The sequence below is a fragment of the Pseudomonas sp. 2822-17 genome (assembly GCF_002742485.1).
Lineage (GTDB): Bacteria > Pseudomonadota > Gammaproteobacteria > Pseudomonadales > Pseudomonadaceae > Aquipseudomonas > Aquipseudomonas cyclaminis.
The window spans coordinates 1-397 of the sequence record NZ_LJRZ01000399.1 but is presented as its reverse complement, the minus strand read 5'-3'; the positions used below and the strand labels follow the sequence as shown (position 1 = coordinate 397).

The following is a 397-nucleotide window of genomic DNA, read 5'->3' as shown; positions in this document are numbered from 1 at the left end:
ATCATTCGTATCGCAATTTGAAGTTTGCCTTGTTCTATGCCTTGTTCTATGCCTTGTTCTATACCCTGTTCTATGCCTTCTGCTCTGCCTTTTCTCTCATATGAAGTCATGATTTCCATGATTTTCTCACCTTCCTTCCTATCCATAGATCTCACCTCTTCTTCAAATTGACGTTCCTCCTGCTCAGATAAGTGTAGATACGTATCAAAAAAACCAGCAATCAATGCTTCACGTGCACTATCTAACTCTAATCTTAGGAGCATTCTAAAAAACTCTTTTTTTACTTCTACTTTTTCACTTTTAGTATACCCCATTTTGCTTAAAAGTGCTGCGGATACAGGGTTTTGACTATGAATATTGGAGGTTTCAACTAGGTATTTAAATGATGGAGGTATTG

The 397-nt window shown here is 37.0% G+C and carries 1 pseudogene; it reads right to left on the bottom strand.

The window, feature by feature from the left end:
- Positions 1-397 (bottom strand): annotated as a pseudogene (locus AOA60_RS13820) (hypothetical protein); the annotation flags it as partial.